Genomic DNA, 6658 nt, shown 5'->3' with positions numbered 1-6658 from the left:
GCGAGAAATAAGGTGCATCCTCGGGGCAAACTTCTCCGAATGGGCGGCGCTTCGCTTCGGTATCCGGCCATTCCCCGCCCACATCGCCGACCACCTCGCGCGATCGCCTATTAATCAGTGTTTCCCTAGCAAATACGTCGCGATAGTTGATGCCTTCGATACGTAAGGGGGCTGCGGTCACAAGAACTTTCAGGACGGCCATTTGGGAACGGTCCGGTCGAAGATGCCTGTAGAAAATTTCGTCGCTCATGGGTCGCATCGACACCGGCTTTCGTCGTTCGTGCTGTAGGTGCGCCGATCGCACACCAGCAGGACCATGCAGCCTGCTGGCGCGACAATGACCGGTGCGTTACGGGGCGCTTGCGGGTACGTTGATTTGCGGAGCCATTTCCGGTACGCCAAGTATCTAACTGCTACCGACTTGGAATTTAACTCGCGGGAGGCTCAATCAACTGAAACTGGCAGGGCGACACCTACCAGTAACTCGCGCTCGCCCGTCGGGATATCGACCGATAGCCGGACCGGTTCCCCGCAGCGCCGCTGGAAGGGCCGCTACGGCGACGTCGCAGTGACGGTCGCGAACAGCTACAGCCGCGATAGCGGCGGCAACAATCCGTCGGTGACGGCGAGCTATTCGTCGTCGTTCGTGGTGGCGCGACGAGGCGTGTTCCTCGGCGCATCCGCGTCACAGTCGGATCCGCGCACCGGTTTCGCCGTCAGGGTCGGCAAGCGCGACGACGCGAGCGGCATGGCGGCCGAGGTTCGCAGCGATTCGAGCGCGCGGATCAAGGTCGGTTTCGGTAGCGCGCACTGCTGCTGGAGTCCGCGGGCGCGACGAGCGCGATCGAGGGGCTCGGCAAGCGCACGCTGTTCATGCGTGCCGGGGTAAACCACGCTGCGCAACGTCGATGCGAAGGTGACGTACATCTATGTTCGCCAGGCCTTCTCGAAGGGCGGCATTCCGCTGTCGCACAGGGTGATCCTCAATGGCGCGATGCCGTTGATCGCCAGCCAGGGTGGCGTTATTGCCGAACCTGATCATAAGGAAAACGAGCTGTTCGTTTTGGTTAGTCCGACATTGATGCGTTGCCCGCTGCATGTGAAGCGCCAGCGGGACGTGCAGATGATGGCAGGCAAGGTGCGCTGCGAACAGTCATTCAAATGATTCAGATTAGTCGAACTCGCAGTCGGGCAATCGTCCCGGCGGCCGCATTGAGTGCGATCGTGCTTGATGCGACGGCGGCCTCCGAGCAGCCGGCCAACCGCAACGATACGGTGGAAGCGACGCTGGATCGTGGTGCGCCGCAGGGCGACGTCATGATATTCAACAGCGCGTCGGGCGGCTACAACTTGCAACATAGTTCGACGTGTCGGCGAGCGACGGTCGTACGATCGATCGCCGCGACATGGGCCAGTATCAGTACTGCTCGACTCGGACAAGAGCGGCCCCTTCAAATCGCTCGTCGATTACAACGTGAGCCTGACCTAAGCGGGCAGGCAGATCGTGCAGGCGAACAACGATACGTGAGGCTCAAAAGGGTGAACAACAGCGCCGGTCGCTCGGTATCGCTGCCGGGCATTTCGGCGCAGGTCGTCTGCACACGAGCGCCATCGACACTCGAGACGCCGGAATTCCAGTTAGTCTGGTGGCGCCCGGGCAAATATAGCAACAAGCTGACGATCATGTTTACCCCGCCGTCCGCAAGTCTCTAGTTATCCTACTGAGAACGAATAGATCATGGAAGCAAGGTACTTTGCGTGTCACCCGATACGGCGCGTACTTTGTCGCGCACTGACGATCGCGCTGCTCATCGTGTCGTGCGACACGGGCGCCGCGACCGCGTGCTGGAAGCCGATCTTCACCGATGAAGAACTGCGCTGGATCAGCGCGCACCCGGTCGTCCATATCGCCGTCGAGGCCAACTGGCACCCGATCGAATATATGCGCAACGGCAGGCATGCGGGGCTCGTCGCCGGCTACCTGGGCGCGATTTCGAAAATGACCGGGCTCACGTTCCAGACCGTGCCGGGCACGGAATGGGGCCATGCATACGATGCGCTCGCCGCAGGCAAGGTCGATCTGCTGCCGGGTGTCTGGCGCGAGCTGGTTCCGGACCGCGTCGGCGCCGGTGCACTCGTCAGCTCTCCGTATCTGGTCGGGCGGTTGACCGCCGTGACGCGCAATGATTCCGCGATGATTTTCAGCCTGAGCCGTCTCGAAGGCCGGCGTATCGCGATCAAGGGGCGTGGCGCGGTCGAATACTTCACGCGCAATAGTGGCGTGAAGCTCGACATACTCACGTTCGATTCCGATGAACTCGCGCTGGCCGCGGTCGCCGACGGTGAGGCCGACGCCGCGCTTGGCGTCGACGTCACGATGCTGCCGATCGTCCGCCGGCGTTTTCCTGGCCAGCTTTACATGTCCGGGATGCTTGCGGACCGCCCCGTTTCGCTCGCGATGCTCACGCGCGCCGATCTGCCGATCCTCGCATCGATCATCGACAAGTCGCTCGCGGCGATTCCGGTTAGCGAAACCGCCGCGATCACGCGGGATTGGGTCGAGCTTGGTGACTACGGCAAGCCCACCCTCCGCTCCATCCTGCATTACCGCGCGCCACAGGTGGCTGCGCTAGTCGTGACGTTGCTGATATTCGCACTATGCGCCTATCTATCGTGGAAATCACGGGCCGCAGCGATTCGCAGCAAGCTGCGACAAGGCGAAGTTTCTCGCGTTCGTCAGCCACGAGATCCGGACCCCGATGCAGACGATCCTGTCGTCACTCGATTTTCTGCGGCGCTCGCCACTGGCGGAGCGGCAGGCTGTCCGCGTGGATGCGGCCGCGTCCGCGTCCGAGACGCTGCTGACGCTGCTCGACGATATCCTTGAATACTCCCGCCTGGAGTCGCGCAAGGTGACGCTTTCCGCGCAAACGGTCGATCTCGGGGCATGGGCGAGGGAAACGGTCGACATGGTGCGCTGGCGTGCCGAGAGCAAGAGGCTTGCGCTGCCGCTCGATATCGCGATCCCTGCGGCACCGCATGTCGAGATCGATCCCGTGCGCGTGCGCCAGATCGTGTTGAACCTGCTGGTCAACGCAATCAACTTCACGGCGAGCGGGGCGGTCACGCTGGGTGTCCGCCTTTCGGCAGCCCGCCGCGGGAGAAGCGGTACGCTGCTCCTGGAAGTGCGCGACACGGGCATCGGCATTGCGCCCGATCGATTCAAGCATCTCTTCGATGCGTACTGGCAAGAGACCCGTGTTCCACGACCGGATGCGGGGGGCAGCGGGCTCGGCCTTGCGATCTGCCACGAACTCGTCGAGTTGATGCGGGGCACGATCACGGTCACCAGCACGCCGCATGTCGAGACTGTCTTCACGGTCAAGCTGCCGGTTGTCGTAACCGAGAGTGCGCCGCCGAGGCGGCAGGCCGATCGCGTGCCCGTCCGGATAGATGCATCTGCAGTGAATACACGCCGCGAAGCGCCTCGCATCCTGATCGTCGACGATCACGAAGCCGTGCGGGCTGCGCTGCAGGATCAATGCGAGGCGCTTGGATGTATCGGGATCGTCGCCGCCACAGGCGGGGACGCGATGTCGCAGCTTGCATATACGCAGATCGATATGGTGCTGCTCGATTGCAACCTCCCGGACATCGAGGGCTACGCACTTGCACGGACGATTCGGTAGGACGAGTCCGCAAGGAAAGCGCGACACGTTCCGATCATCGCGATCTCGGCAATCACCGGCGACGCGCACAAGGTTCGCTGCTTCGATAGCGGGATGGACGGCGTGCTGGGCAAGCCGCTGCGGCTCGAAACCCTGAGACAGATGATTGCGATGTGGTGCCCGACGTATTCGGGTTCTGCACCGGATGAGCCGGCGCACGCATAGGTCTGCCTATGCGTCCGTGATGCCGGGCTTCGGTTCGCCGGTATCCGGCCTGGCCGTTTCGATACGATGTCGGCGCAACAATTCCTGATGAAGCGGGCCGGCACTCGCCGGAATTCCGCCGGATGCGGCTTGCAGCGCGTGCTCGAATGCGTCGGCCAGCTCGCTCGTCGCGATATGTCCGGCAATCGCCGCGGCGCCCTTGATGCGATGCACTACGTGACGGGCGCGATCGGCATCGCCGGCCGACAGTGCAGCGCCCAGCAATGCCAGATCCGCATCGACGCTTTGCCGGTAGATCGCGGGGAAGTCCGAGCCTGTCGCGGGCGTTTGCCCGACAGGCGGCTGAAGCGCGTCCCGCTTGGTTGGCGGGCACCACAGATCGATCATCTGCCGCAGCGCATCGAGCCGCAGCGGCTTGCCCAGCACACCGTCCATCCCGCTGTCGAAACAGCGCTCGCGATGGGCATCGTCCGTCGACGCGGAGATTGCAATGATCGGCGTGTGCGCCTGGCCGCGCTGCTGCTCGCTGGCGCGCATGCGCTGAGCGACCGTATAGCCGTCGACGTCCGGCAGGTCGCAGTCGAGCAGCACCATGTCGTACCGCAAGCGCTCGAACTGGTCGAGCGCTTGCGCGCCATTGCCGGCAACCATCGAGCGGCATGCAAGCGCGTCAAGTTGATGCTCGATCGCATGTTGAACGGCCTCGTGATCGTCGACGACGAGGATCATCGGCCCTTCGTCGACTTGCTGGGGGGCGCCGGAATCGAGCGTCGCGGCTTCGTGCGCAGGCGCTTGGGGCTCGACCGTGTCCGACACGGCCGTCGGCGCGGTTCGCCGCGCCGGCAGGATGACCGTGAAGACTGTGCCCCGATCAGGGGTGCTGCTGACGGTAATCTCGCCATTCATCAGGTCGACGAGCTCGCGACAGATCGATAGCCCCAGCCCGCTGCCGCTCACGCGGCGGCTTCCCGGCTCCTCGACGCGCTGGTAAGGCTCGAAGATCCGGCGCTGACGCTCGGGCGGGATGCCGATTCCGGTGTCGTGGACTTCAAGCACGAATGTATCGGAAATGCCCGTATTCCCTTCCAGATAGTCGACGCGCAACCCGACCGACCCGTTCGACGTGAACTTGATTGCGTTGACGAGCAGGTTCAGCACGATCTGCCGGGTGCGGACCGGATCGATCAGCAGAGTCAAACCGGTCGGGCAGGCAAGTTCGAGCGAGAGATTCAGGCCTTTCTCGTCGACCCGCCAGCGAACCATGTCGGCACTGCCTCGCACCCACGGTTCGATTTGCGTGGGCTCGGGCGCAAGCGTGACATTGCGCGATTCGAGTCGCGAGTATTCGAGCACGTCGTCGAGCAGCGTCAGCAGGGATTCCGACGCGGCGACCGCGGCATTCGCGCGGGCCGCTTGTTTCGGCGCCAGCTTCGAACGCTGCATCAGTTCGAGCGACGACAGGATCGTGTGCATCGGCGTTCGAATCTCGTGGCTGATGAACGCGAGGAACATCGCCTTGTCGCGCTCGCTGCGGACCGCCACGACGCGTGCGCGCCACGAAACGAACGCGATTGCCACCAGCGCGAGCACGGTGGCGCCGGCCGCGGTGACCTGCCAGCGCCGGTAGTAAAGGATCGAACGCAGCGTCGGTTTGCCATAGTCGGCCTCTTCCATCCATTGGCGCGGAATTTCCTCGCTCAAACGCGCGGGAATCGCTGCCAGCGACTTGTCGAGAATTGACGCGAGCAACGGCATGTTGCTGCGGGTCGCCAGGGCTAGCGCGTAGGGGCGGTCCGGCAAGCCGCCCGATAGGAATAACTCATTCTGGAATTGCCGGCGCAGCAGCGGCAGGATCGACATGTCGGGGCCGATGGCGACGTCCGCCTTATCGTCGACGACAGCCGCGAGCGCATCGCGCTCGTCGTCATACGTTAGCAGCGTCACGGGCATGCCGCTCCGACGGATCGCGTATTCCAGCGCGCCGTTGCCCTTGATTGCGATGCGCTTTCCGGCCAGCTTGCGGAAATCGACGAACAGGTACCGGCGCTCCGGCGCAACCACGACCATCGTGCCAACGAAATACGGCTGGCTGATGGTAGTGTCGTCGCCGTAGATCAACAAGTCAGCGCTTTTCGGTACGTCCGGCACGACATCGATTTTTCCGGACATCAGTGCGTCGCGCGAGTTGGCCCATGACAGATCGTCGACATACTCGAAGCGCAATCCGCTCACGCGCGAAATCGCGTCGAGGTACGAAGGTACGATACCGACCGGTTTCCCGTGCTCGCGGAATTCGAACGGACGCCAATGTGGATCGATACGCGTCCGGACCACCGGATGTGCGGCAATCCATGCCTTCTCTTCTGCCGTGAACTGCGGGGCGTTGCCTGCCAATGTGAAAGCGGGCATCAGCCAGACGAGCGCACCCATGAGGACGGCGCACCGTTTCAAACTCAGCTTGCTCACGTTGTTCCACCAGGTTGTTTGCGGCGCGGCCCAAGGCGGTCCGCAGATTCGCATCATCGCAGGCGCCACTGGAAAACGAGGCCGTCATCATAGGTCGTGCGTTGCGGAAACGCAACGCAGCACGGCGATCGTCGGATTATGCGGAAAAGCCTGGCTGCACCACCACGCATACCTCGAAGTCGATCGATGCCGGATTGTCGGCAGCGTCCTGTTTTCGTGTACCGACAATTGGTCGATTTAGCCAGCAGGGTTAAAAATTGTCCCGAAAGCCGGTAAGCTAATCAGGATAATCATGAACG

7 protein-coding genes are annotated in these 6658 nt (G+C 62.8%); 5 read left to right on the top strand and 2 right to left on the bottom strand.

Annotated features, from left to right (window positions below; genetic code table 11):
* Positions 1–250, bottom strand: a 250-nt coding sequence (locus tag HWX22_RS30080) for a hypothetical protein (RefSeq protein ID WP_175916931.1), incomplete at its 3' end; no start/stop codon positions are given.
* Between the two features lie 66 nt (positions 251–316).
* Between HWX22_RS30080 and HWX22_RS32320 the strand changes: the two genes are divergently transcribed.
* From HWX22_RS32320 to HWX22_RS32305, 5 genes are read left to right on the top strand one after another with little or no spacing between them, the layout of a single operon-like run.
* Positions 317–889 carry a hypothetical protein gene (locus tag HWX22_RS32320; protein ID WP_347879488.1) on the top strand — a complete coding sequence of 191 codons (573 nt, stop codon included), beginning with the start codon at positions 317–319 and terminating at the stop codon, positions 887–889.
* 27 nt (positions 890–916) lie between these two features.
* Positions 917–1165, top strand: coding sequence for a hypothetical protein (locus tag HWX22_RS32315; RefSeq protein WP_279610146.1), 249 nt, complete (start codon positions 917–919; stop codon positions 1163–1165).
* 47 nt (positions 1166–1212) lie between these two features.
* On the top strand, positions 1213–1713 hold the full coding sequence (locus tag HWX22_RS30070; protein ID WP_279610147.1) for a CfaE/CblD family pilus tip adhesin: 501 nt from the start codon (positions 1213–1215) through the stop codon (positions 1711–1713).
* Positions 1714–1738: 25 nt separating this feature from the next.
* Complete coding sequence (locus tag HWX22_RS32310; protein WP_279610148.1) at positions 1739–2887, top strand: transporter substrate-binding domain-containing protein; 1149 nt, start codon at positions 1739–1741, stop codon at positions 2885–2887.
* Complete coding sequence (locus HWX22_RS32305; RefSeq protein WP_279610150.1) at positions 2769–3689, top strand: ATP-binding protein; 921 nt, start codon at positions 2769–2771, stop codon at positions 3687–3689. Before HWX22_RS32310 ends, HWX22_RS32305 begins: the two co-directional genes overlap by 119 nt.
* A gap of 210 nt (positions 3690–3899) precedes the next feature.
* Here HWX22_RS32305 and HWX22_RS30060 read toward each other — a convergent pair whose 3' ends face one another.
* Positions 3900–6359, bottom strand: coding sequence for an ATP-binding protein (locus HWX22_RS30060; RefSeq protein ID WP_347879487.1), 2460 nt, complete (start codon positions 6357–6359; stop codon positions 3900–3902).
* Positions 6360–6658 lie beyond the last annotated feature (299 nt).

The organism is Burkholderia sp. BCC1638 (genome assembly GCF_902833195.1).
Classification (GTDB): Bacteria; Pseudomonadota; Gammaproteobacteria; order Burkholderiales; family Burkholderiaceae; genus Burkholderia; species Burkholderia diffusa.
This window is presented reverse-complemented; position numbering and strand designations above follow the sequence as displayed.